The sequence below is a fragment of the Rhodococcus sp. DT1 genome (assembly GCF_049844875.1).
GTDB lineage: Bacteria > Actinomycetota > Actinomycetes > Mycobacteriales > Mycobacteriaceae > Rhodococcus.
Genome location: NZ_JBNCLW010000001.1, coordinates 697,538 through 718,696 on the forward strand (window position 1 = coordinate 697,538; position 21,159 = coordinate 718,696).

The following is a 21,159-nucleotide window of genomic DNA, read 5'->3' on the forward strand; positions in this document are numbered from 1 at the left end:
CGATGCAGCCGGTTATGCGCTCACATCGTCGAGCGCGGCAGCGATTGCCGGCGGCAGCGCGAGCTCTTCGGCCACGAGCACCCCGGTGAGCTGTGCCAGGTCGCGCGCACCCACCAGAGTGGATGCCACCTGCGGCCGGTCCCGGACCCACGCCAGCGCCACCGCGAGCGGCGACGTTCCCAGCCCGTCCGCTGCCGTTGCCACCGCATCGACCACGCGTACCGCGGATTCGGTGAGGTAGCGACGCACTTCCTCGGCGTGCACCTCGTCCGCGCCGCGCGAATCCGCCGGCATTCCCGATCGATACTTGCCGGTCAGCACGCCGCCGGCCAGGGGCACCGCCGCGAACACTCCGACACCGTGATGGGCCGCGGCCGGGACCAGTTCCTCCTCGACGCCGCGCGCGAGCAACGAATACTCGACCTGCGTACACACCATCGGGGCCGGTCGCCGTGCCGCCGCAGCGGCGGTCGCCAGTTGCCATCCGAGGTAACCGCGCACCCCGACATACCGGACGCGACCGCTCGCGACCGCGAACTCGAGTGCGGAGGCGACTTCTTCGATCGGAGTGTGCGGATCCCACGTCGCGACCTGCCACACATCGAGGTGGTCGGTTCCGAGTTCCCGCAGCGTCGTATCGAGCTGGGTGAGCAACCCGCCGCGCGAACAGTCGACGCGCCCGGACCCGATCTTGGTCGTGTCGATGCCCGAGCTACCGGACAATACGAGTTCGTCCCGGGGGACGACGTCGTCGAGCAGTTCCGCGAGGATGCGCTGCGACACCCCGTCGCCGTAGGCCGGAGACGTATCGACGAGCGTGCCCCCGGCGTCGACGAAAGCCGACAGCTGCGCCGCCGCCTCGTCCCCATCGGTGCCGCGACCCCACGTCAAAGTGCCCAAGCCGAGCCGCGACACGCGCAACCCGCTCGAACCGACAGTCCTGTATTCCATAGCGACCGCACTACCTCCCCGGCATCGGGATCGTGCGGTACCGCACCGCGCTCCCCGGGTGGCAAGCCTAGTGCCGAGGCGTACCGAGGGTGTTCCGGCGCGCCGAGAGCACCGTTGCCACGTAGCCTTCCGCGAGTGAGGAACCAGCGCCGCGCCCTCTCCTGCTCGGCCGGGCACACGGAGGTCTCCGCATGATCGGCGAATCGATGACCTGGCTACAGACGATCGTGCTCGGAATCGTCCAGGGGCTGACCGAGTTTCTTCCCGTGTCGTCGTCCGGTCACATGCGCATCGTCTCCGAGGTCTTCTTCGGGGAGGACGCCGGAGCATCGTTCACCGCGGTGACCCAGCTCGGCACCGAAGCCGCGGTGTTCGTGTACTTCGCCCGCGACATCTGGCGCATCATCCGGGCCTGGTTCCGCGGGCTCGTGAACCGCGAGCGGCGCGCCGACCACGATTACAAGATGGGTTGGTACGTCATTCTCGGCACCATCCCCATCGGCATCCTCGGCATCGTCTTCAAGGACGACATCCGCACGGTTGCCCGCAACCTCTGGCTCGTCGCGACGATGCTCATCGTCTTCTCGATCGTGATCGCGGCAGCCGAGTACTTCGGCAAGCAGCGTCGCGGCGTCGAGCAGCTCACCCTCAAGGACGGTCTGATCATGGGGTCGGCGCAGGCGCTGGCGCTGATTCCCGGCGTCTCGCGCTCCGGCGGCACCATTTCGGCGGGCCTGTTCCTCGGCCTCACCCGAGAAGCCGCGGCCCGGTATTCGTTCCTGCTCGCGATTCCCGCGGTCGTCGCGTCGGGTCTGTTCAGCCTGCCCGACGCATTCGAGCCGGTCGGAGAGGGACTCAACGCATCCGGACCGCAGTTGCTCGTCGCTACCCTCATCGCGTTCGCTGTCGGTTACGCGGCCATCGCCTGGCTGCTCAGGTTCCTCGTCAACCACTCGATGTACTGGTTCGTCGGTTACCGCGTCGCGCTCGGCGTCGTGGTGCTCGCGCTACTCGGCACCGGCGTGATCTCTGCGACGTGATCGGCCGGTGACCCGCCGACTGTCTGCGGCGACGCCGCGTGGCGCGGCCTCTAGGCTGGATCCATGACGGTAATCCTGCTGCGCCACGGACGATCGACGGCCAACACCTCGCATGTTCTGGCCGGCCGTACCCCGGGTGTCGAACTCGACGAGGTCGGCCACATCCAGGCGAAGAATCTCGTCACCAGGCTGTCCGGGCTCGAGATCACCGAGATCGTGCGGTCGCCGCTGCTCCGGTGCCGGCAGACCGTGGAGCCGTTGAGCCACGACCGCGGACTGACCCCGGTGGTCGAGGATCGGCTCGCGGAGGTGGACTACGGCGGATGGACCGGCCGGGCCCTGAAGGATCTGCTGCAGGAGCCGCTGTGGAAAGTAGTTCAGCAGCACGCGTCGGCGGCGGTGTTCCCCGACGGTGAGGGCCTGGCCCAGGTGCAAGCCCGCGCGGTCGCGGCGATCCGCGAACACGACCGGCGCCTCGCCGACGCGCACGGCAAAGACGTCGTCTGGGTGGCCTGCACGCACGGCGACGTGATCAAGTCGATCCTCGCCGATGCGCTCGCCACCCACCTCGACGGATTCCAGCGGATCGTCGCGGAACCCGCGTCGATCTCCGTCGTCCGGTACACGGATACGCGACCGTTCGTGCTGCGCATCAACGACACCGGTTCGGACCTGTCCGGGCTCGCCGGGCCGGCCGCTCCCAAGTCGGTACCCGGCGGCGAGGTACCCGGCGGTGCTGCCGACGGCGACGAATCCGCAGGTGGAGAACCCGAAGGGAATACGGGCGGATAATGAGAATGTCCGGCATGGCAGAGTGGGTTGACTCGAGGAGGTGCGATGGCTCGCGCGATACACGTGTTTCGTACTCCGGACCGGTTCATCGCCGGCACCGTCGGTGAACCGGGGGACCGGGTGTTCTATCTGCAGGCCGTGCACGAGTCCCGGATTGTGAGCGTCCTGCTGGAAAAGCAGCAGGTGCAGATCCTGGCCGACAGGATGGGCCTGTTGCTCGAAGAGGTGCACCGCAGGTTCGGCACGGCGGTACCGGATGAACTGCCCGTCGACATCGATCCGCTGGTGACACCCATCGAAGCGGAATTCCGCGTGGGCACCATGGGCCTCGGCTGGGACTCCGACTCCGGGGCCGTGGTCGTGGAGTTGCTTGCCGTCACCGACACCGAACTCGACGAGTCCGTTGTCCTCGACGACACCGAGGAAGGCCCCGACGCCGTTCGGGTGTTCCTCACCCCGGTGCAGGCCCGCGAATTCGCCGCGCGCTCGGACATGGTGATCGCGGCAGGCCGCGCGCCGTGCCCGCTGTGTGGTGAGCCCATCGGCGGCGACGGCCACATCTGCATTCGCACCAACGGGTACCTGCGTACTCCCGGCTTCGATCCGGCGTCCTGGTTCGGCGAGGAGAGCTGACGGTGACCCCCGTCGCCGACCTGCGCACCGTTCTGACCGAAGGTGAACTCACCGTCATCGGTCAGATCGCCCACGCCAGCAACGCGACGCTGGTGTGCGATGCGAGCTACGGCGGCACCGTCGTCCGCTGCGTCTACAAGCCCGTGCGCGGCGAACGGCCACTGTGGGATTTCCCGGACGGCACCCTCGCCGGCAGGGAGGTCGCGTCGTACCTGATCTGTGAAGCGCTCGGCTGGGGCGTCATCCCGCTCACGGTGCTCCGCGACGGTCCGTTCGGCCCGGGGATGGTGCAACGCTGGATCGACACCCGCGATCCATCCGACGGCCCGGCCGACCGGCTGGACGTGGTCGATCTCTACCCGGCCGGAGCTGTGCCCGAGGGATGGCTGCCGATCCTCCGGGCCCGCGACCTCGACGGTGACGACGTCCTGCTCATCCATGCCGACGACCCGCGCCTGCACCGGATGGCGGTGCTCGATCTCGTGCTCAACAATGCCGACCGCAAGGGCGGGCACGCCCTCGAAGGTGTCGACGGCAACGTCTACGGGATCGACCACGGCATCTGCCTGCACCGCGACGACAAGCTCCGGACGGTGCTGTGGGGGTGGGCCGGCGACCCCATCGACCCCGCACTGCTCACCGACCTCGACAAACTCGCGCGCCGCCTCGAAGGTGAATTCGCCGACGTGCTGCGCGAGTACATCACCGCCGACGAGGTCGAGGCGCTGCGCCGGCGAATCGAGGCCCTCCTCGAGCATCCCGTCATGCCCCGGCCGCTCGGCGAGCGCCGGATTCCGTGGCCCGCCTTCTGAGATCCTGACCGCCGGGTGCCCCGGCAGGGGCGTCGCGCCGCTCCACTACTCTCGTATCCATGCAGTCTTGGTCCGACGTCGCGATCCCGTCCGTCCCCGGTGAGGGGCCCCCGTTGCGGTTGTTCGACACCGCGGATCGCGCGGTGCGCCCCGTCACACCCGGCGCGACCGCGACGATGTACGTCTGCGGCATCACCCCGTACGACGCCACCCACCTCGGGCACGCAGCCACCTACCTGGCCTTCGACCTCGTCAATCGCATCTGGCGCGACGCCGGACACGACGTGCATTACGTGCAGAACGTCACCGACGTCGACGATCCGCTGTTCGAACGCGCGGAGCGCGACGGCGAGGACTGGATGGTCCTCGGAATGCGCGAGACCGCGCTCTTCCGCGAAGACATGGAAGCGCTCCGGGTGCTGCCGCCCCGCGACTACATCGGCGCCGTCGAATCGGTGAACGAGGTCGTCGAACTCGTCGAGAAGCTCGTCGCATCGGGCGCCGCCTACACGGTCGACGATCCCGAGTACCCCGACGTGTACTTCCGGGTGGACGCCACCGAGCAGTTCGGCTACGAATCCGGGTACGACCACGACACGATGATGCGGTTCTTCGCCGAGCGCGGCGGCGATCCCGACCGTGCGGGCAAGCGCAATCCGCTCGACGCGCTGCTGTGGCGCGCGCAGCGGCCGGGAGAGCCGGCGTGGCCGTCACCGTTCGGTGACGGCCGCCCGGGCTGGCACATCGAGTGCGCGGCGATCGCCCTCAACCGCATCGGCAGCGGTTTCGACGTGCAGGGTGGCGGCAGCGACCTGATCTTCCCGCACCACGAGTTCTCCTCCGCACACGCCGAAGCCGTCACCGGTGATCGGCGTTTCGCGCGGCACTACGTCCACACCGGCATGATCGGTCTCGACGGCGAGAAGATGTCCAAGTCGCGCGGCAACCTCGTGTTCGTCTCCAAGCTGCGGGCGCAGGGCGTCGACCCCTCCGCGATCCGCCTCGGGCTGCTCTCCGGGCACTACCGCACCGATCGGGCCTGGACCGACGAGGTGCTTTCCGACGCGCACACCCGGCTCGCGCTGTGGCGCGAGGCGGCGGCACTGAAGTCGGCGCAGTCCGCCGACGACACCGTTGCGCGCCTGCGCCAGCACCTCGCCGACGATCTCGACACCCCGAAGGCTCTTGCGGCCCTTGATGGTTGGGCTCGGTTCGCGGTCGAGCAGGGTGGCGACGATGCGTCGGCGCCCGGCCTGTTCGCGGACGCGGTCGATGCGCTGCTGGGTGTTCCTCTGCGGTAGTACCGGCATGGCCGAGCAGGGCGCGGCACACTGGGCCGATGAGGTTGTTGCTGCTGGCCGACACCCACGTCCCCGCGCGGGCACGCGGGCTCCCCGCGGTCGTGTGGGACGAGGTGGACCGCGCCGACATCGTCGTCCACGCGGGTGACTGGATCGGCGTCGGACTGCTCGATGCCCTCGAAGAACGTGCACGGCGCCTGGTCGCATGCTGGGGGAACAACGACGGACCCGCCCTGCGGGAGCGGCTTCCGGAGGTCGCGCGGGTGACGCTCGACGGGCTTCGTCTCGCGGTGGTGCACGAGACCGGCGCCTCGGCGGGCCGGGACAAGCGCATGGAGGTGGCGTATCCCGACACGGACGTGCTGGTGTTCGGTCACTCCCACATCCCATGGGACACCACAGCTCCCGGCGGTCTGCGCCTGCTCAATCCGGGCTCGCCCACGGATCGGCGCAGACAGCCGCACTGCACGTACATGACCGCGACGGTCGACGGCGGTGCGCTGGGCGACGTCGAGTTGCACCGTCTCCCGGCGAAATCGAGCGGACCGGCGGGTCGCTGATCAGTCGCGTCCGTCGGTCATGCGTCGCACGACTTCGAGGAGTTCGTCCACGTCCTCGGGCGGTGTCTCGCTTGTTTCTCCCGACATCGCAGCGTTGTAGTACAGGCCGTCGCCGATCAGCATCACCGCTCGCGCGACGGCGGGGTCCTCGAGTGCGTCGGTGAGAACGTCCAGCCAGCCCTGCCGGATGCGGTGCAGCGCCTGCCGGGCGCGTTCGTTCGCGCCCTGGCTCAGGCGGGTGGTCGCGATGATGGCTCGGTCGATGGGGGTGTCGGCGTACACCGAAGTGTGAATGTAGTACGCGGCAGGACCTTCCGGGGCTGTGCGCATGAGTTCGGCGTCGTCGGCGGCGAGCTGTTCGACATGTTCGGCAAGACCCTCGATCAGGGCCGCTTTCGACGGGAAGTGATAGAGGAGCCCGCCTTTGGAGACGCCGGCGGCGGCCGCCACCGCGTCGAGGGTGGCGGCGCGCTCACCGTGTTCGAGGAGGACCGACACGAATGCGTCCACAAGTTTGGTGCGGGCGGCAGGTGGGGGTGGCACCAGGCGATCCTACGACCTTCGTTACTATACCGTCCAGCTGGTACAGTAACGAACGTTCCGGCCTTGACTTCGAAAGCACGAGATCCATGTCCACCACCCCTGTTTCCCCGCCCGACCTCTCACCGAGCGCCAAGGCAGGTCCTCGTGAATGGGCCGCGCTCGCGGTGCTCATGCTTCCGGTGCTGCTCGTCTCCGTGGACAACACCGTCCTGGCCTTCGCGTTGCCCGAAATCTCGTCGGCACTGCAGCCCACCGGAGCGCAGCAGTTGTGGATCATCGATATCTACCCGCTGGTGCTTGCCGGTCTGCTCGTCGCGATGGGCAGCCTCGGTGACCGGATCGGGCGCCGACGCCTGTTGCTCATCGGCTCGACGGGATTCGCCGCCGTCTCCGTTGCGGCCGCCTATGCACCGTCCGCCGAACTGCTGATCGTCGCCCGCGGTGCGCTCGGTTTCTTCGGCGCGATGCTCATGCCGTCCACGCTGTCGTTGTTGCGCAACATCTTCCTCGACGGCGACCAGCGACGTTTCGCCATCGCGATCTGGGCGTCGTGCTTCGCAGCCGGCGCCGCACTGGGCCCGATCGTGGGCGGATTCCTGCTCGAGCACGCGTGGTGGGGCTCGGTGTTCCTGCTCGCCGTGCCCGTCTTGATCCCGCTGCTCGTGCTCGCACCGATGTTCGTTCCCGAGTCGAAGGACCCGAATCCCGGCCGGGTCGACGTGGTGAGCATCGGACTGTCCATGCTCGCGCTGGCACCGCTGGTCTATGCGATCAAGCGCCTCGCCGGCGACGGGATGGGTCTCGCCGCGCTCGTTCCCGCAGCAGTGGGGGTGCTCGCGCTGGTGCTCTTCGTTCGGCGGCAACTGCACCGGAGCGACCCGATGCTCGACGTCCGGCTGTTTCGGGTACCGGCCTTCTCGGGCGCCGTCATCGTCAACCTGCTGTCGGTGTTCTCGCTGGTGGGTTTCCTGTTCTTCGTCTCGCAGCACCTGCAGCTCGTCATCGGGCACAGCCCGATGCAAGCCGGGATCGCTCTCGTTCCGGGACTGGCCGTCATGGTCGTCGCCGGGATGGCGGTGGTGCTGCTGGTGCGGTGGATCCGGCCGTCGACGATCATCGTTGCGGCCCTTCTGCTGTCCGCAATCGGTTACGGGCTCGTGTTCCTGACGGCCTCGCCGTCTGCCGTCACACCGATCATCGTCGCGTTCGCCGTGCTCGGTGCGGGCATCGGTGCGGCGGAGACGCTTTCGAACGACCTGATCGTCTCGAGCGTGCCTCCGACGAAGGCCGGCGCGGCCTCGGCGGTGTCGGAAACCGCGTACGAGATGGGTGCCGTGCTCGGAACCGCCGTACTCGGCTCGATTCTCACGGCGTCGTACACGTCCCACTTCACCGTCCCGGCCGGGATCGATGCGGCGCAGGCGGCGGCCGCGCAACAGACGCTCGGCGGCGCGCACGCAGTGGCCGAGACACTGCCCGCGGTGCAGGCCGACGCCCTCCTGGCCGCCGCCGGATCCGCGTTCGACAGTGGGGTGACGATTACGTCGGCGATCGGAGCCGCGCTGATGGTCGTGTCCGCGCTCGTCGCCTGGCGCATGCTGCGTCCGCGGCAGGACGGGCACGTCCCGGGACCGGCTTCCCACGTATGAACCCGTAGGCGCCGAACGCTCGAGGTTACTTATTACTCCGCGTCACGTTAATCTGGGCGCCATGCGTACTTCCAGTGCTGCGCGACATCGGGGGAGAACATGAACAGTCGTGTCGTCACCAACGGACCGACCCGGCTTCACGTCGTGGAGGAAGGCAACCCGGACGGGCCGACTCTCGTCCTCGTCCACGGCTGGCCCGATACGCACGCTCTATGGGATCGGGTGACGCCGCTGCTCGCCGACACCTTCCGGATCGTGCGCTTCGACAATCGCGGCGCCGGGAAGTCCACCGTCCCCGATGCGGTGGAGGACTACCGGCTCGAGCACCTCGCCGCCGACCTGTTCGCGGTGATCGACGCGGTCAGCCCGGACGAACCGGTCCACCTGCTCGGTCACGACTGGGGTGCGGTCCTGTGCTGGGAAGCCGTGTGCGAGCCGATCGCCACCGGACGGATCGCGTCGTACACCTCGGTATCGGGGCCGAACCTGGACCATCTGGGCCTGTGGATGCGCCGGCGGGCAGGGGAGTTGCGGCTCCTCGGACCCGGCGAGCAGGCGCTGGCCTCGTCCTACACCCTGTTGTTCCAGATCCCCGGAGTGCCGGCGCTCGTGCTGCGGGCAGGGTTCGCCCGGCGCTGGCCTGCCTTCGTCGGATTCTTCGACCGGACGGACCCGGCGGCGATCGGGCCGGTCGCGCCGACCCTGCCCGACGACATGGCGCACGGACTGAAGTTGTATCGCGCCAATCTGCGCCGGCGGCTCGCCGGTCCGCGTGAGCGACGGACCGAGGTTCCCGTCCAGCTGGTCCTGAATCTGCGGGACCGGGCGGTGCGGCCGGTCGGGTACGAAGACACCGACAGATGGGTGACCGATCTGCGCGTGCACCCGCTGGATGCGGGCCACTGGTCACCTCGTTCGCATCCCGCGGAACTCGCCGACGCGACCACCCGGTTCGTGCGGGACGTCGAGGCCGCTGTCTGTCCGTAGCGGCCAGGACCCGGACGCTCAGGGGCCGACGGGATAACCGCTGGTGATCGCCACCCGGTTCCACGCGTTCATCACGACCGCGAGCCAGCCGACTGCGGACGCCTGCGCGGGCGTGAGCGACCCGTCGTCCCAGGTGTGTGCGTCCGGCACCGGCAACCGCGTGACCTGCTCGGCCAGCGCGAGGGCCGCGCGCTCCTGGGATGTGAAGTACTGCGACTCCCACCACGCGGCCACCACCGCCAGCCGGTCGCCGGTCTCGCCCTTCTCGACGGCGTCACGGGTGTGCATGCGCAGGCAGAACGCGCACCCGTTGATCTGTGAGATCCGGATCTTGACCAGTTCTGCGAGCAACGGGTCCAGCTCCGCCTGCCGGACTGCTTCTTCGGCCTGCTCGTTGAGACTCACCAGTTGCTTGTATGCGGCGGGGTGTTGCTTCCCGAGGTTGACGACGCTCATCCGGCTTCCCTTCGAAGGTTGGAGGCAGAACAAGTCTGTCAACGACGGTCGCGTTCCGATCAGGGATCGGCGCGTTCCGGTGCTCGTCGTTTTCACGCCGGTCCGTGCGAGCGCAGTGTCGGGGTCTCACCCAGTGTCGGGGTCGCGCGCCGCGTCGGGGTACGTCACGACACCGTCGGCACCGACCTTCGGTACAGCCCCCCACCCGCCGAGGACGTGGTGCCTCGGTGCCGCGCCGGTCATCAGGTGCACCACCGTCCATCCCCGCGCGGTCAAGGTGTTGGCGATCAGAAGGCGGTGGCAACGCCACGGCATGGGCTCGGCGCACATGATCGCGACGCGGTGGTCGTGGGCGAGGTCGCTCAGATGCGCCAGCCCCGTCTCGAACGCGGGGGTGAGCGTGTAGTCGGCGTAGTTCTTGAAACTCGTGTTTCTCCACCCGGCGTTGATCTGCGGGTCGATGTCCTTCTGCTTCGGTCGCCGGCCACCGAGTTCGGTCAGGTGCAGGTATCCGATCTCGGCATCGCCGAGCCATGACGTCATCGCGTCGGCGTCGACGTGCGGACTGCGGCGTGAACCGGGCATCTTGCGTACGTCGACCACCAGGTCGATGTCCGCGGTCGCAAGCGTGTCGAGCAGGATGGCGGGTGGGCATGTCCGGTGCCCGATCGTCCACAGGGTGCCGGGTTCGCCGCTCATAGCCGGTTCCCTAGGCCTGGTGTGAACCCGGGGCCAGGAGTTCGGCGAGACTCAGCGGCGCAGCGCCGGTCAGTTGCTCGACCGCGTCGGTCACCGCGGCGAGCTCACCGGCGGCGATCGCGGTGTACGTCGAGACCCACGCGTCGAGTTGCCACGCGGGGGCCTTGTACTTGCGACGCGAGGCGTACGCCTGCTCGACCGTTTCCTCCTCGTACGTGGTCGCCCGCCCCGTCACATCGGTGATCGTGCGCGCGACCTCGCTCAGCGTCATCGCTTCCGGACCGGTCAGGTCATAGGTCAGGCCGGCATGAGCATCGACCCCCGCGAGCACGGCGGCGGCGCTGCGCGCGATGTCCGCTCGTGCCACTGCGCCCACCCGCCCGTCCCCGGCCGGGCCGCGAATCACTCCGTCCTCGTCTGCGAGCGTGGGGAGGAAGTCGAGGTAGAGGGAGTCCCGCAGAAATGTCCATGCCATCCCGGACTCGCGCAGGTACTGCTCGGTGGCCCAATGGTCGCGGGCGAGCGTGAAGGTCGCGTCGGGGGCGGCCCCGAGATACGACGTGTAGACCACGTGCCGCACCCCGGCGGCAGCCGCGGCGTCGACGAAGGTGCGGTGCTGTGTGAGACGGTCCGCGCTCTCGGATGCCGAGACCATGAACAGCACCTCCGCCCCGCGTAACGCGGCGGTCGCGGCCTCGAGGTCGCCGTAGGACGCCTGCACGACGTCGGGGGCTCCGGTCGGCGCGCGCGCAGGATCGCGTACCACCAGACGCATGCGGGTCCCGGTCTCGTCGAGGTGGGCGGCGACAGCGCGGCCGATGTTGCCGGTGGATCCGGTAACCGCGATACGGGTGCTGGCCATGGCAGTGTCCTCTCGCGCCGCAGTCCTCTCGCGCCGCAGTCCTCTCGCGCCGTATTGTCCGAGACAGGGGCCGGGGCGTGGCCTTCGGCGGGTGAGCCGGCGATCTCTCCCGCAACCGTCACACACTGCGAGCCGGCAGGAGGTGCTTACGGAGAGCGAATGCTCATCCTTCGGCCCGGGACGGTGTTAGCTTGACGGCATGTCGTTGCCCGAACCGCGGTCGCAGGGGGGCGAGCCGGGAGGCCACAAGGGCGCAGAACCCCACGGCGGCTCCTTGGCGGGCAAACTCAACTGGCTGCGCGCAGGTGTACTGGGCGCGAACGACGGCATCGTGTCGACCGCAGGCCTGGTCGTCGGCGTCGCGGCAGCTACGACGACGGAACAGACCATTCTGACCGCCGGTGTCGCCGGTCTCGCGGCGGGAGCCGTGTCGATGGCACTCGGTGAATACGTCTCGGTGAGCACTCAGCGCGACACCGAACAGGCCGCATTGGTCGCGGAACGGCGCGAGCTCGAGGTGATGCCGGAAGCCGAACTGGCCGAGCTGGAGGATCTGCTCGAGAGTTGGGGGCTCTCGGAGAGCACGGCCCGGACCGCGGCCGAGGAGATGACCGCCCGGGATCCGCTCGCTGCGCACGCGCAGGTGGAACTGAGGATCGACCCGGCCGAGCTGGCCAATCCGTGGCTCGCCGCGCTGTCGTCGGCGGTGTCGTTCACGCTCGGGGCGCTCGTGCCGCTGCTGGTCATCGTGTTCGCGCCGGACGGGGTGCGGATTCCGGTGACGTTCGCGTCCGTGCTCGTCGCGCTGGCGATCACCGGGACGACGAGTGCGTGGCTCGGGGGAGCCCGGCGCGGACGAGCCGTGGTGCGCGTCGTGCTCGGGGGCGCACTGGCAATGGTGGTGACGTACGCAATCGGGCAGATCTTCGACGTAGCGGTCTAGGCCCGACGAAAACGATCCGGCCCGCCCTGCAAAAGGGCGGGCCGGATCGGCCGGGTGGTCCAGGACCGGGAGTCCTGTGAGGTTACGGCTGCAGCAGCACGTTCAGGCCGCGCTCGAAGTCGGCGATCCGCCGATCCAGGGCGTGGTGCCCACCGTTGACGAGTTCGGAGACCCGAACGATTCCGGCCGTGTCCGCGACCTCGTTGAGGTTGCGCGAGGTCCAGTACCAGGCAGCGGTGGTGAAAGCGTTTTCCCCGGTAGCCAGCAGCTCGGGGTGCGAAACGAAGTCCACACCGGTGTGCTCACTCAACTTCTGGTAGTTGTGGCGACCCGTGACCTGGATGGCGCCGCGACCCTTGTACCGCTCGCCGTCTCCCGGCTGGGTATTGCCGAGGTCGGCGCGGCCCTCGTAGGCGCGACCGGATGCGTACTCCTCGAACGTGCGGAACGAATCGGACTCGACGGCGAGCTGTGCGATGAACGCCGCCTGACGAACCGGGTTGTCGATACCGTGGCGAATCATCGCGTCGTTCAGCGGGGCGATGACTTCGTTGATCTTCTCGGGGGGGATGCCCGGCACGATGCGTGCCAGCTCGTCGGGTGTGACCACAGGCGGCGGAGGCGCCGGGGCGGGCTCGGCCACAGGCTCGACGGCTTGCTCGGTTTCCCCGGAGGATTCCTCGGGTTCGACGGTTGTATTGTCCACCTTCGACCATCCAGAGCCGGTGAGCGCGTCGATGTCGAGCGCCTTGAGCAGGTTGCCGGGCTCCTGGTAGCGGGTGGCCGCAGAGGTGACCGGATTGGCGTTGGCGGTGGCGGTACCGAATGCGACACCGGAGGTGATGACGGCAGTGGCGGCGATGGCGCACTTGATACGGCGCGAGGGTGAAACAGGCATGAGTCGTGCTCCAAGATTCGGCCGAAAGCTGGGGCTCGGCCCTTTCAAAACGGGACCGCTGGCGTTACCGAAAGGAGATGTTTAATTCCCGTTCCAGCGGTTTTTATGTCACAACCAGGTAACGCCGCAGCTAGGGGGCGTTTCAAGGCATCGTGCCGAAGGCCATTGCAGACCCGGGGACGTGACAGCCGTCGCAGCCGACCGCGATTCGTCGCCACCGGAACCGCCCGGAGCGGCCGCCCGAGGTTGCCGCCGCAACGCCGAACCCGCCGTGTTCGGCACGCCCGGGCAACCTGCGCCCTCGATCCGAAGTTGTTCTGCTGCACTGTAATTCGTCTGGAGTCCATCGAAATCCGAGCGCCGGGTTCGGTTCGTTCGCAGACTGGGCCTCGATGCGCTTCGTGCTGTCGTCCCGCCCCGCCCGAAATCGGGTGCGAAAGCCGCTTTTCGGGGGGCGGTCGTGACCTTTTCGTGCCCGAGGACACAGCGGCGTGAAGGGGGCCGTGACCTGCGGTTGATCTTCGCAGGTGCGTTGCCGGACGCATTCGACGCACCCGTGCGGGTTCATTGGTCCGGTGTTTTCCGGGGACCGGCCAGGACGGTGGCGGCGCCGTCTTGTTGCCGGACTACCGTCCGGTAGGTAGGCTGATGTGCATGCGCAGTTCCCTTGCACTCGAAATAACCGACCTGACCAAGTCCTACGGCGCTCGGAGGAACCGATGACCGACGGAACCGACACCCGCACGCAGATCATGGCCGCTTTCGCCGACCAGCTCGCCGGCACCGGCTACGCCGGGATCTCCCTCGTCGGCGTGGCCGGCACCGTCGGAATCAGGAAGCCGTCGATCTACCATCACTTCCCCGGTGGGAAGGAAGACCTGTATCGGGCGGTCGCCCGCGAATTCATCGGCAACCTGCACCTCCGTATCCGGAAGGCAGTCGACACCGAGGGATCTCTGGACGACCGTCTGACCGCACTCGCGGTCGCCTGTTCGGAAGACCACGGGTCCTCCATCTCGTTCGAACAGCGCATCTACGATGCCCTCGACCAGGTGGGCGACACGACTCGCGACGAGATCTCCGCGCTCTACGTCCGCGAGGTGCTCAGTCCCGTGGTCGTACTGTTCGAGGGGGCCGTGACCGGAGACGAACTCACCGGCGACCCGCAGTTCCTGATGAATGCGTTCCTCCATCTGGCCCGCGCGACGGACTTGGCCGGAGGAGCCGACAATGCACGCCGGATCACGCAGTTGTTCCTGAACGGCGCGCGACCCCGCGCCCGCCCCATGTAAGAGCCCTGTCGGTGTGCGCGCGAGGTGGCTGCGCACGGGGAGCCGAACGCGGAGGTGGAGCGGACACGTCGTTCGGACGGCCCGGTCGTCCCCTGACGGTTCGTCGGTGAGTGGACCGAGAGCTGGGAGGAAGTATCAGGAGATCGGTGCGGGACACTGGCCCGTCTGCTCGCCGATCGAGTTGATTTCGGCGTTGGAACGAGGATCGCCCGCATAGTTGATCTGATTCGTGCAGCGGTCGTCGGGCACAGCGTTGGGGTCGGGTGCGATCTCACCCGACGGGTATCGGCACACGATTCCGTCGCAGACCGGCGCATTCGCGGCGCGTTCACCTTCGAGCCCACGGTCGTGTACCGACTGGCAGTAGTCGGTGTATCCGGTGACGGTGCCGTCCGACCAATAGGTTTCGATCGGGCCGAGACCGGTCTGACAATCGACGATGTAGGCCTCCGTGTCGGACACCGGTGGTTCCGATGCGGGCGCCGGCACCTGCGTCGACGGTTCGGCCGTGTCCCACACCGGAGTGGAGGTGGCCGGCGGGGCCGACGGCAGCGGGGGATCGACCGTTGTGGCGACGTCGACGCTCGTGGTGCGCGAAGTGGTCGGTTGCGGCGGATTCGAGGCGTCGTCGGCACCGCAACCCGCAAGCACGGCACAAACGCAGGCGATCCCGGCCAGACGCGCAGTGTTCGACATACCACCTACGTCGCCCCGGCCGAAAGAGCCGTTACCACGTTGGCTCGGCGGTCATCCCACCGAGCTGCTTCGGACACGACCCCAGAGGCAGCATCGCGATGAAAAGGCGTCTCCCTCTCCATGAGCCCGGGATTCGGGGACGCAGCAGCGTCCCGGCGACGCGGCAGCCGAGAACGTATCTGCTGAGTGCGCGCAGCTACCCGAACCGACCCTCCCGGTTGGCTCGTCGAGTAATGGTTACTCTCGGAAGATGGCTGCGAACCCGGATTTCACCCTCAGCGGCGCGAGCACGGCGGTGCCCGGTCTCGAGAGCACCTTCGCCGACGAGTTCGGCGACCTCACGGTCCCATGGAAGGGTGCACAAGCTCCTGACCCCGCACTGCTTGTGCTCAACGAGCAACTGGCAGCCGAACTTCGGCTCGACGCCGCGGTGCTGCGCAGCGAAGAGGGCGTCGGTGTGCTGTCCGGATCGGCTGTTCCCGACAGAGCCGCGCCGGTGGCGATGGCCTACGCGGGTCACCAGTTCGGCGGTTATGCCCCGCTCCTCGGAGATGGACGCGCCCTGCTGCTCGGTGAACTCGCCGACCAAGGCGGGCGGCGAGTCGATCTGCATCTCAAGGGCTCGGGGCCGACTCCGTTCTCCCGCGGCGGTGACGGGTTCGCCGTCGTCGGCCCGATGCTGCGCGAATACCTGGTCAGCGAGGCGATGTACGCGCTCGGCATTCCCACGACGCGTGCTCTCTCAGTAGTGGCCACCGGCGCACACGTACCCCGAAACGGACTCGAGCCCGGGGCCGTGCTCGCCCGGATCGCCGCGAGCCACCTCAGGGTCGGGACCTTCGAATTCGCCGTGCGACGGGGCGAGGTGCTGCCGCGCCTTGCCGAGTACGCGATCGGCCGCCATTATCCGGAGCTCACCGAACTGCCGGCGACGGGTGACGGCAACCGCTATCTGCGGTTTTTCGAGGCTGTGGTCGAGGCGCAGGCGTCACTGGTGGCGAAGTGGATGCTCACCGGTTTCGTGCACGGAGTGATGAACACCGACAACACGACCATCTCCGGGGAGACCATCGATTACGGTCCGTGCGCTTTTCTCGACGCGTTCGACCCGGCCGCGGTGTTCAGTTCGATCGATCATGGGGGCCGCTACGCGTTCGGTAACCAGCCCGCAGTCCTGAAATGGAATCTGGCGAGGTTCGCCGAAACGCTGCTGCCCTTGATGGCGCCCACCCCGGACGATGCGATTACCGCCGCGACGGGCGTGCTCGACACCTTCGACGAGCGTTACGACGCCCACTACACGACGGGAATCGCCGCGAAAATCGGCGTCGCCGGCACCCACATCGACCGAGCGCTGGTCGACGATCTGCTGTCGTTGATGGAAGAATCGGGCGCCGACTGGACGGGGACCTTCCGTGCTCTCGCCGAGGAACTGCGCGGGCACTCCGCCTCTCTCGACGGCCTCCTGCCCCGGACGGCTATCGGCCCCTGGCTGGAACGCTGGAACGAGGTCCTGGCGCAACAGGGCAGGGGACCGGCGGCGACCGCGGACGCGATGGACGAGGTCAATCCGCTCTACATACCCCGAAATCACCAGGTCGATGCTGCTCTCCGCGCCGCCACCGACGGAGACCTCTCGCCCTTCACGACGTTGCTCGAGGTCGTGACGCATCCGTTCGGCCGGCGCGACGAATGGTCGGACTACGCCGGTCCCGCGCCACGGCAGTTCACCGAGTCTTTTCAGACCTTCTGCGGGACCTGATACGGCAGCTTTCGGGGCTCACGGCGGTCAGCTTTCGACGACGGTGCCGCAGATCCCGCATTCCTCGAACTCCCGGCGATTCCACCGCGCGACCGGGATGAAGAACAGTGTGAACTGCTTGTACACGCGCAGCCTTCGCCACTGGGTTGTGTTGTGGCAGCGCGGGCACGTGCGAGTGTGCCCCTCGCCGAGGTACTGCCGTTTGGTGCCGTAGCCGAAGAGAAAGAACATCGCGTCAGCATAGGCCGATACACTCCCTCTGTGACCGAGGCGACGACCTACAAGTCCGACCTGATCTACCAACTCCAGAGCCTCCGTGAATCGGTTCTGTGGAAACTGGAAGGCCTGTCGGAGTACGACCTCCGCCGTCCGCTGACGCCGACGGGCACGAACCTGCTTGGACTGGTAAAGCATTTGGCGAGTTGCGAATTCGGCTATTTCGGTGAGGCATTCGCACGACGGCCTCCCGTGGACTTTCCGTGGTTACATCCCGACGCTCCGGAGAACGCCGACATGTGGGCGACGCCCGCCGAGTCGAAGCAGTTCATCGTCGACGACCTCTACCGTCGCTCCTGGGAACACGCCGCGCAGACTTTCGACGAATGCGACCTGGATTCGACCGGGCGCGTCCCATGGTGGAGGGATGCACGTATCACCTTGCACCAGGCTCTGATGCGCATGATCATCGAGACTGCGCGGCATGCCGGACATGCCGACATCGTCAGGGAGACCATCGACGGATCCGCGGGATTGTCGGAACGTGTCGACAGCCTCCCTTACACGAACGGCGCCCGATGGCGCGCACACGTCGCACAGGTTCAGGCCGCGGCCGACGCGTTCCGCTGAGTTGGCGGGCACCCGGAATACCGTCGCCCGAGATGCCGTGTCAGCGGGGTTTCGCGATGACGCGGTTCAGGGCGGTGGTCACCGGCTTCGGTGTCACGGTAGTGAGTGCTGCGAGCGACTTTGTCAGCAGCGATCCCGCGACCACACTGCGGTCGCCTCTCATCAGCGCCTCGTACCCGTCTTTCGCGACGACGGAGGGGTCGTCCTTGGGAGCCTTGCCCATCACGGTGTCGAGCAGACCCGCGCGGGCGAAGAACTGGGTGTCGGTGGCTCCGGGCAGCATCGCCGTGACGGTCACACCGCTGTCGCGCAGTTCGTTGCGCACTCCCTCCGCGAAGGACTGCACGAATGCTTTCGACGCGTTGTACACCGCCTGGTACGGACCGGGCATCTTCGACACCAGCGACGAGGTGATCAGAACACGACCCTCCCCGGCGCGCACCATGTCGGCCAGCACCAGACGCGCGAGATGCACTGTCGAGCGCACGTCCAGGTCGACCACCGACAGCAGATCCTCGAGGTCCGCGTCCACGAATGCGCCCCCCACCCCGGCCCCCGCGTTGAGTGCTGCGGCCGACAGCGGCCGCCCGTCGGCGGAGACCGCTTCGTAGAGCGCGCGCACTCCGTCCTCGGTGCGCAGATCGACCTGGACCGGGTTCACCGAGACGCCCCGCCTCCGCAATTCGCCGGCGGCGTCGTGGATCGCTTCCGACGAGGCGGCGACCGTCAGGTCGTAACCGTTCTCGGCAAACAGATTCGCCAGCTCGAATCCGATACCTCGCGAGGCGCCGGTCACCAGCGCCAACGGACGAGTTCCAGCCATGACTTCCTCCTCGAATCGTGACGTGCTGTGCACATGTGATGCGGTCGGGTACCCCTGAACCGCGTCCTCGAACGACTGGGATTCTCCGAAGACGGCCGTTTGCGCCGGGGCGCTCGGGGTAGGCCGGGTTTACCCCATCCCGTGGACAGCCCCCACCCCGCAGACAGGAGCCCTCGTGTCCGTGAACTCCTCTTCGACGAGCGCTCCCCGCGACAGGCTGGAGGACGCCGCCCGGCGCGTGTTCGGATGGGAGACACTGCACCCCGAACAACTCGATGCGATGGCGCCGCTCCTCGACGGTCGTGACGTTCTCGCGGTGTTGGCCACGGGTTACGGCAAGTCCGCGATCTACCAGATCCCGTCGTTGCTGCTTCCGGGGGTGACCGTGATCGTGTCTCCGCTGATCGCGTTGCAGAACGATCAGATCGCCTTCCTGGACTCCACGAGCGCCCCGAAGGCGGTGGCGATCAATTCCAAGCAACGTGCGGCGGAGAACGAGGCCCACTGGCAGGCGGTGAGCCGGCACGAAGCGGGCTACGTCTTCCTCTCGCCCGAGCAACTCGCGAAGGACGAGGTGATCGAGCGTCTCGGCGACGTGCGCGTCGCACTGATGGTGGTCGACGAAGCGCACTGTGTCTCCGTGTGGGGCAGCGACTTCCGGCCGGACTATCTGCGGCTCGCCGATGCGCTCGAGCGTCTCGGACGACCGCCCGTGGCGGCCCTCACCGCCACGGCCTCGCCCCCGGTCCGCGACGACATCGTCGGTGCGCTGCGCTTGCGCGACCCGGTCGTGGTGGCCGGCGGATTCGACAGACCGAACCTCGATATCGCGGTGCACCGCCACATCGAGGACGCGGAGAAACGTCGCGCGGTCATCGACGAGGTGGTGTCCCTCGAGGGGCCCGGCATCGTGTACGCGGCTACGCGCAAGGACACCGAGCGCTACGCGGAGAGTCTCGCCGAACGCGGCATCCGCGCCTGTGCCTATCACGCCGGCATGCCCGCACAGCAGCGCCATGACGTGCACGAAGGATTCCTCGACGGCACTTGCGAGGTGGTGGTGGCGACCTCTGCGTTCGGCATGGGGATCGACAAGCCCGACGTTCGGTTCGTCGTCCACGCGTCCGTGCCCGACTCGATCGACTCCTACTACCAGCAGATCGGACGTGCGGGCCGGGACGGGGAGCGAGCGACCGTCTCGATGTTCTACCGGACGGAGGATCTTTCCCTCGCCACCTTCTTCACCACGCACTCGCCGGACGACGACTTGATCTCGCGGGTGTTCGCCGTGGTTCGCGCATCGGGCCCTGTGCGGCTCGGACGGATACGCGAGGAACTCGGTGACCGAGGGCGGCGGCTCGCGAACGCGGCGAACCTCCTGGAGCGGGCCGGTGTGATCGTCGGAGGTCGCCGTGGGTTCATCGCTGCCGATCTCACTGCGCGCCGGGCACTCGAGCGTGCGAGGGACGCCGCGGAAGCCGGCGAACGCTTCGACCGGTCACGTGTCGAGATGATGCGTGGCTACGCGGAGACACGTGGTTGCCGTCGGCAATTCCTGCTGGGCTACTTCGGCGAGACAATCCCCGACCCCTGCGGTACGTGTGACAACTGCGTGGCCGGGGTCGTGCCGGATCCTGCACCGGACGCCGGATCGACCATCGCCGGCGAACCGCTCTCGCCGGAGACACCCGTCGTCCATGAGCACTTAGGCCGGGGCGTGGTGCTGAGTACCCAGCACGACCGCGTCACCGTTCTGTTCGACACCGAGGGATACCGCACGTTGTCGCTGGATGTGGTGGACGAATCCGGAGTGCTGACGGTCGCCGAACCGTGAGCACCCCGAAACTCACGGGCCGGGGCGCGTACGGGTGTCAGGCTCCGGGCTCCACCCCGCGATCGGGTGCGCTCATGTCGCCGGTTTCCGGTGTGCCGTCGCCGAGTTCGTAGCGCAGATAGACGGTGCCCTTCGGATCGGCGACCGGTGGCGCGAGGAGGGTGAGGTTGGTGGGCACCCCGCCGCCGTCGAACAGTTTCTTCCCGACCCCCAGCACGATCGGGTGCACCCAGAGGTCGAGGCGGTCGTAAAGTTTCTCGCGCAGGAGGGTCTGCACCAGATTCAGGCTTCCGACGACCTTGATGTGCTCGTGCCGGTCGCGGACCTCGCGCACCGCAGCGACCAGATCCGGTCCGAGTGTCGTGGACCCCGCCCACGAGAGGTCGGGGTTGCCGCGGGAAGCCACATACTTCGGAACCGAATTGAACAAGGTGGCGATCTCGCTGTCCTCACCGCCTTTCTGGTGGGGCCAGTATGCGGCGAACACGTCATAGGTTCGACGACCGAGAAGCAGTGCGTCCGTGCCCTCGTACGCGGCACCGATCTGCGCTCCGGTGACCGCGTCGAGCAGCGGTGCCTGCCAGCCGCCGAACGGGAATCCTTCCGGGTCCTCATCGGGGCCGCCGGGCGCTTGCCCGACGAGGTCGAGCGTGGTGAACAGTTCGATCTCGATGAGGCCCATGCCCCACCTCCTCGTCGTGGGTTCCTCGGTCGAAGAAGTAGACCGCGGCGGGTAGGCATACTCATCGCACACTCGGCATCTTCTTGTATCGGTGCAGC

At 67.8% G+C, this 21,159-nt stretch carries 23 protein-coding genes; 13 read left to right on the top strand and 10 right to left on the bottom strand.

Annotated elements, in window-relative coordinates:
- Positions 1–12 precede the first annotated feature (12 nt).
- Positions 13–951 carry an aldo/keto reductase gene (locus ACLQ3J_RS03300; protein WP_169622213.1) on the bottom strand — a complete coding sequence of 313 codons (939 nt, stop codon included), beginning with the start codon at positions 949–951 and terminating at the stop codon, positions 13–15.
- A gap of 194 nt (positions 952–1,145) precedes the next feature.
- Between ACLQ3J_RS03300 and ACLQ3J_RS03305 the strand changes: the two genes are divergently transcribed.
- The 6 genes from ACLQ3J_RS03305 to ACLQ3J_RS03330 all read left to right on the top strand — a co-directional run bounded on the left by ACLQ3J_RS03305 (position 1,146) and on the right by ACLQ3J_RS03330 (position 6,089).
- On the top strand, positions 1,146–1,991 hold the full coding sequence (locus tag ACLQ3J_RS03305) for an undecaprenyl-diphosphate phosphatase (protein WP_378527787.1): 846 nt from the start codon (positions 1,146–1,148) through the stop codon (positions 1,989–1,991).
- Between the two features lie 63 nt (positions 1,992–2,054).
- Positions 2,055–2,783 (top strand): histidine phosphatase family protein, encoded by a 729-nt coding sequence (locus tag ACLQ3J_RS03310; protein ID WP_296550128.1) that lies wholly within the window; start codon positions 2,055–2,057, stop codon positions 2,781–2,783.
- Positions 2,784–2,828: 45 nt separating this feature from the next.
- On the top strand, positions 2,829–3,416 hold the full coding sequence (locus tag ACLQ3J_RS03315) for a DUF3090 domain-containing protein (protein ID WP_169622216.1): 588 nt from the start codon (positions 2,829–2,831) through the stop codon (positions 3,414–3,416).
- A gap of 2 nt (positions 3,417–3,418) precedes the next feature.
- Positions 3,419–4,228 (top strand): SCO1664 family protein, encoded by an 810-nt coding sequence (locus ACLQ3J_RS03320; RefSeq protein ID WP_296550125.1) that lies wholly within the window; start codon positions 3,419–3,421, stop codon positions 4,226–4,228.
- Between the two features lie 59 nt (positions 4,229–4,287).
- Positions 4,288–5,529 (top strand): cysteine--1-D-myo-inosityl 2-amino-2-deoxy-alpha-D-glucopyranoside ligase, encoded by a 1,242-nt coding sequence (mshC, locus tag ACLQ3J_RS03325; protein ID WP_425902137.1) that lies wholly within the window; start codon positions 4,288–4,290, stop codon positions 5,527–5,529.
- A 38-nt stretch (positions 5,530–5,567) separates the two neighbouring features.
- A complete protein-coding gene (locus tag ACLQ3J_RS03330; RefSeq protein ID WP_169622219.1) occupies positions 5,568–6,089 on the top strand; it encodes a metallophosphoesterase family protein in 522 nt (173 codons plus the stop codon).
- Here the strand turns inward: ACLQ3J_RS03330 and ACLQ3J_RS03335 are convergent, their stop codons facing one another.
- Positions 6,090–6,632: a TetR/AcrR family transcriptional regulator gene (locus ACLQ3J_RS03335; RefSeq protein ID WP_169622220.1), complete on the bottom strand. Its 543-nt coding sequence runs from the start codon at positions 6,630–6,632 to the stop codon at positions 6,090–6,092. It lies immediately after the preceding gene.
- 86 nt (positions 6,633–6,718) lie between these two features.
- On the opposite strand from ACLQ3J_RS03335, the gene ACLQ3J_RS03340 reads away from it, so the two are divergent.
- Both ACLQ3J_RS03340 and ACLQ3J_RS03345 read left to right on the top strand, forming a co-directional pair.
- The gene (locus ACLQ3J_RS03340; RefSeq protein ID WP_425902139.1) at positions 6,719–8,281 is read left to right on the top strand and encodes an MFS transporter; all 1,563 of its coding nucleotides are present in this window, start codon (positions 6,719–6,721) and stop codon (positions 8,279–8,281) included.
- Positions 8,282–8,380: 99 nt separating this feature from the next.
- Positions 8,381–9,268: an alpha/beta fold hydrolase gene (locus ACLQ3J_RS03345; protein WP_425902141.1), complete on the top strand. Its 888-nt coding sequence runs from the start codon at positions 8,381–8,383 to the stop codon at positions 9,266–9,268.
- Between the two features lie 18 nt (positions 9,269–9,286).
- Here the strand turns inward: ACLQ3J_RS03345 and ACLQ3J_RS03350 are convergent, their stop codons facing one another.
- From ACLQ3J_RS03350 to ACLQ3J_RS03360, 3 genes are all read right to left on the bottom strand, one after another.
- Complete coding sequence (locus tag ACLQ3J_RS03350; RefSeq protein ID WP_169622223.1) at positions 9,287–9,724, bottom strand: carboxymuconolactone decarboxylase family protein; 438 nt, start codon at positions 9,722–9,724, stop codon at positions 9,287–9,289.
- Positions 9,725–9,850: 126 nt separating this feature from the next.
- Positions 9,851–10,423: a DUF488 family protein gene (locus ACLQ3J_RS03355; protein ID WP_425902143.1), complete on the bottom strand. Its 573-nt coding sequence runs from the start codon at positions 10,421–10,423 to the stop codon at positions 9,851–9,853.
- A 10-nt stretch (positions 10,424–10,433) separates the two neighbouring features.
- Entirely contained in the window at positions 10,434–11,285 is an 852-nt protein-coding gene (locus ACLQ3J_RS03360) for an SDR family oxidoreductase (protein ID WP_425902145.1), read from the bottom strand.
- A gap of 199 nt (positions 11,286–11,484) precedes the next feature.
- Here ACLQ3J_RS03360 and ACLQ3J_RS03365 point away from each other — a divergent pair, with 199 nt between their 5' ends.
- Positions 11,485–12,228, top strand: coding sequence for a VIT1/CCC1 transporter family protein (locus ACLQ3J_RS03365; protein WP_425902146.1), 744 nt, complete (start codon positions 11,485–11,487; stop codon positions 12,226–12,228).
- 82 nt (positions 12,229–12,310) lie between these two features.
- Here ACLQ3J_RS03365 and ACLQ3J_RS03370 read toward each other — a convergent pair whose 3' ends face one another.
- Positions 12,311–13,126 (bottom strand): glycoside hydrolase family 19 protein, encoded by an 816-nt coding sequence (locus tag ACLQ3J_RS03370; protein WP_425902147.1) that lies wholly within the window; start codon positions 13,124–13,126, stop codon positions 12,311–12,313.
- A 719-nt stretch (positions 13,127–13,845) separates the two neighbouring features.
- On the opposite strand from ACLQ3J_RS03370, the gene ACLQ3J_RS03375 reads away from it, so the two are divergent.
- On the top strand, positions 13,846–14,418 hold the full coding sequence (locus tag ACLQ3J_RS03375; RefSeq protein ID WP_425902148.1) for a TetR/AcrR family transcriptional regulator: 573 nt from the start codon (positions 13,846–13,848) through the stop codon (positions 14,416–14,418).
- A gap of 135 nt (positions 14,419–14,553) precedes the next feature.
- Here ACLQ3J_RS03375 and ACLQ3J_RS03380 read toward each other — a convergent pair whose 3' ends face one another.
- Positions 14,554–15,114, bottom strand: a complete 561-nt coding sequence (locus tag ACLQ3J_RS03380) for a hypothetical protein (protein ID WP_425902149.1) — start codon at positions 15,112–15,114, stop codon at positions 14,554–14,556.
- 250 nt (positions 15,115–15,364) lie between these two features.
- On the opposite strand from ACLQ3J_RS03380, the gene ACLQ3J_RS03385 reads away from it, so the two are divergent.
- Positions 15,365–16,876, top strand: coding sequence for a protein adenylyltransferase SelO (locus tag ACLQ3J_RS03385; protein WP_425902151.1), 1,512 nt, complete (start codon positions 15,365–15,367; stop codon positions 16,874–16,876).
- Between the two features lie 27 nt (positions 16,877–16,903).
- On the opposite strand, the gene ACLQ3J_RS03390 is transcribed toward ACLQ3J_RS03385, so the two are convergent.
- Positions 16,904–17,107, bottom strand: coding sequence for a zinc-ribbon domain-containing protein (locus tag ACLQ3J_RS03390; RefSeq protein ID WP_378527751.1), 204 nt, complete (start codon positions 17,105–17,107; stop codon positions 16,904–16,906).
- A gap of 30 nt (positions 17,108–17,137) precedes the next feature.
- Here ACLQ3J_RS03390 and ACLQ3J_RS03395 point away from each other — a divergent pair, with 30 nt between their 5' ends.
- Positions 17,138–17,722: a DUF664 domain-containing protein gene (locus tag ACLQ3J_RS03395; protein WP_169652097.1), complete on the top strand. Its 585-nt coding sequence runs from the start codon at positions 17,138–17,140 to the stop codon at positions 17,720–17,722.
- Positions 17,723–17,762: 40 nt separating this feature from the next.
- Here the strand turns inward: ACLQ3J_RS03395 and ACLQ3J_RS03400 are convergent, their stop codons facing one another.
- Complete coding sequence (locus ACLQ3J_RS03400; RefSeq protein ID WP_425902152.1) at positions 17,763–18,545, bottom strand: SDR family NAD(P)-dependent oxidoreductase; 783 nt, start codon at positions 18,543–18,545, stop codon at positions 17,763–17,765.
- Positions 18,546–18,726: 181 nt separating this feature from the next.
- Here ACLQ3J_RS03400 and ACLQ3J_RS03405 point away from each other — a divergent pair, with 181 nt between their 5' ends.
- A complete protein-coding gene (locus ACLQ3J_RS03405) occupies positions 18,727–20,379 on the top strand; it encodes a RecQ family ATP-dependent DNA helicase (RefSeq protein ID WP_425902153.1) in 1,653 nt (550 codons plus the stop codon).
- Positions 20,380–20,416: 37 nt separating this feature from the next.
- On the opposite strand, the gene ACLQ3J_RS03410 is transcribed toward ACLQ3J_RS03405, so the two are convergent.
- A complete protein-coding gene (locus ACLQ3J_RS03410) occupies positions 20,417–21,061 on the bottom strand; it encodes a dihydrofolate reductase family protein (RefSeq protein WP_425902154.1) in 645 nt (214 codons plus the stop codon).
- Between the last annotated feature and the right edge of the window lie 98 nt (positions 21,062–21,159).

Excerpts from the sequence above, each read along its gene's own strand:
- ACLQ3J_RS03300 (WP_169622213.1), bottom strand. The coding sequence starts at position 951 with ATGGAATACAGGACTGTCGGTTCGAGCGGGTTGCGCGTGTCGCGGCTC.
- ACLQ3J_RS03310 (WP_296550128.1), top strand. The coding sequence starts at position 2,055 with ATGACGGTAATCCTGCTGCGCCACGGACGATCGACGGCCAACACCTCG.
- ACLQ3J_RS03315 (WP_169622216.1), top strand. The coding sequence starts at position 2,829 with ATGGCTCGCGCGATACACGTGTTTCGTACTCCGGACCGGTTCATCGCC.
- mshC (WP_425902137.1), top strand. The coding sequence starts at position 4,288 with ATGCAGTCTTGGTCCGACGTCGCGATCCCGTCCGTCCCCGGTGAGGGG.
- ACLQ3J_RS03330 (WP_169622219.1), top strand. The coding sequence starts at position 5,568 with ATGAGGTTGTTGCTGCTGGCCGACACCCACGTCCCCGCGCGGGCACGC.
- ACLQ3J_RS03340 (WP_425902139.1), top strand. The coding sequence starts at position 6,719 with ATGTCCACCACCCCTGTTTCCCCGCCCGACCTCTCACCGAGCGCCAAG.
- ACLQ3J_RS03345 (WP_425902141.1), top strand. The coding sequence starts at position 8,381 with ATGAACAGTCGTGTCGTCACCAACGGACCGACCCGGCTTCACGTCGTG.
- ACLQ3J_RS03350 (WP_169622223.1), bottom strand. The coding sequence starts at position 9,724 with ATGAGCGTCGTCAACCTCGGGAAGCAACACCCCGCCGCATACAAGCAA.
- ACLQ3J_RS03355 (WP_425902143.1), bottom strand. The coding sequence starts at position 10,423 with ATGAGCGGCGAACCCGGCACCCTGTGGACGATCGGGCACCGGACATGC.
- ACLQ3J_RS03360 (WP_425902145.1), bottom strand. The coding sequence starts at position 11,285 with ATGGCCAGCACCCGTATCGCGGTTACCGGATCCACCGGCAACATCGGC.
- ACLQ3J_RS03365 (WP_425902146.1), top strand. The coding sequence starts at position 11,485 with ATGTCGTTGCCCGAACCGCGGTCGCAGGGGGGCGAGCCGGGAGGCCAC.
- ACLQ3J_RS03370 (WP_425902147.1), bottom strand. The coding sequence starts at position 13,126 with ATGCCTGTTTCACCCTCGCGCCGTATCAAGTGCGCCATCGCCGCCACT.
- ACLQ3J_RS03375 (WP_425902148.1), top strand. The coding sequence starts at position 13,846 with ATGACCGACGGAACCGACACCCGCACGCAGATCATGGCCGCTTTCGCC.
- ACLQ3J_RS03380 (WP_425902149.1), bottom strand. The coding sequence starts at position 15,114 with ATGTCGAACACTGCGCGTCTGGCCGGGATCGCCTGCGTTTGTGCCGTG.
- ACLQ3J_RS03385 (WP_425902151.1), top strand. The coding sequence starts at position 15,365 with ATGGCTGCGAACCCGGATTTCACCCTCAGCGGCGCGAGCACGGCGGTG.
- ACLQ3J_RS03390 (WP_378527751.1), bottom strand. The coding sequence starts at position 17,107 with ATGTTCTTTCTCTTCGGCTACGGCACCAAACGGCAGTACCTCGGCGAG.
- ACLQ3J_RS03400 (WP_425902152.1), bottom strand. The coding sequence starts at position 18,545 with ATGGCTGGAACTCGTCCGTTGGCGCTGGTGACCGGCGCCTCGCGAGGT.
- ACLQ3J_RS03410 (WP_425902154.1), bottom strand. The coding sequence starts at position 21,061 with ATGGGCCTCATCGAGATCGAACTGTTCACCACGCTCGACCTCGTCGGG.